This window comes from Roseateles sp. (assembly GCF_049240545.1).
Taxonomy (GTDB): domain Bacteria; phylum Pseudomonadota; class Gammaproteobacteria; order Burkholderiales; family Burkholderiaceae_C; genus Paucibacter_A.
The window spans coordinates 1-1,607 of record NZ_JBMLSK010000285.1 but is presented as its reverse complement, the minus strand read 5'-3'; the positions used below and the strand labels follow the sequence as shown (position 1 = coordinate 1,607).

Here is a 1,607-nt window from a genome sequence, read left to right as displayed (position 1 = left end):
CCCTGAGCCTTACCCACAAGTTGGTGGGTGGCGGAGTCTGCGCCAGACCTCGGTGATGATGTCGAGCTTGGCGAGGCCTTGCCAGAGCACTTGTGCGCCCGGATGGCCGTCGCCCTTGCGCCCCAGGTGTCCGCCGAGCCGGCCGATGCTGCGCACCGCCGCTCCCAGTCTCATCGAAGGGGCCTTCTCCAGGCGCTTGTCTGCTGCGTTTGGCTTTTCCCCAGCGTTTTCATAGGCCTCCAAGGCACGGATCTCGTCCTCGTCGAGCCAGTCTGTGGCCGGGTCTTCTGGGCGCTGCCGGGCGGCGGCGCTCATGCCCATGATCCGGCACGCGACCATCATGTCCAGGGCCATCATCGGCTTGAGCCGCTCCAGGCTGCGCATCTGCCGCGCCTCCACCCGGCAGCCGGTCTTCAAAATGCGGTGGAACTCCTCGATCTGCCACCGCTTGGCATACCACCGCGCCAGTTGCACGGCTGCCTCCAGCGTCTCCACACCCAGCGTGCTCAGCAGCCGCCAGCAGATACCTTTGCCTTCGATGCCTCCTTCTTCGCGCAGCTCGACCACGCTGGCATTCACCGGCGTGTCCATTTTCAAATACTTCGCCTTGTGCGCGGGCACGGCGATGGTCACGCTGCTAAAGCGCACGCTTAGCGTGACCTGCCGTGCCTGTTGTCCCTGGCTGCGCGGCAGTTGCAGCGTGAGGCTGCCCGCAGGCTGGCTGCTGGCAAGATGCTGCCACAGCCGCGTCTCCTCCTCGTCCGCCAGGGTGCGGTTGTGCTGCGCACGCACCAGCAGCCCGAGGTTCTCGTCTCGATGCTGCTGGGCTTCCACCAGCAGTTCGTAAATATCGGCCTCACGGTCGCCCACACTGAGGATGAGCGGTGCTGTGGTGCCTGCCCCCTGCTCTGTGTAAGGCTGCCGCAGCCATTGGCGGGCCTCACGGGCCAGCGCCAGGCTCTCCAGCCAGCGGATGCTTTCTTTGTCCTGGATGCGCTCGCGATTACGCGTGCCCGGTGCCTGCTTCTGGCGCGACACCTCGCGGGCATAGAGCTTGGCTCCCAGCAGCCCGAAGACGGCGTCTTCATCGGCGGCGCTCAGCAGCGTGCTGTGGACGTGCAGGCCCTGGATGCCGGACTTGCAACGGTTGCTGCAGATCGCACCGAGGCCATCGAGGCTGTGATGGCTGTCGAAGTTGCATGTCGTGGTGTCCTGGATGGCGAGCAGCACACGGCAGCCGCTGGCCTGGGCACGACGCAGGACGGCCTGGCGTTGCACCTCAAAGAGCAGCGTGTCCGTCAGCGTCTCGACATTCAGCAGACGGTAAAACGCCTTGGCCTGGGCGAGTGAGCTGGAGCATTGGGGAATGGAGGCACCGGGAGCGTTGAGCATCTGGCTGAAGGCCTTGACCATGCGCCGGTTGCGGCGCGAGTCACCCAGTTCAATGGAACCAAGTTCGTTATGCGCCCACCGGGCGTTGGCCTCGGAAGAGGACTGACATGAAGAGGTGGGAAGTGGGCGCTGGGAGTGAGTGGGCACCCGCCCGAAGATAACCATCCAAACGAGGGTACAATTTATTTCACCGCCATTGTGGGTAAGGCTCAGGG

At 64.6% G+C, this 1,607-nt stretch carries 1 protein-coding gene; it reads right to left on the bottom strand.

Annotated features, from left to right (window positions below; genetic code table 11):
* Nucleotides 1–9: 9 nt before the first annotated feature.
* Nucleotides 10–1,607: IS4 family transposase (locus ACOVRJ_RS18375; RefSeq protein ID WP_422045277.1), on the bottom strand; the 1,598-nt coding region annotated here is incomplete at its 5' end.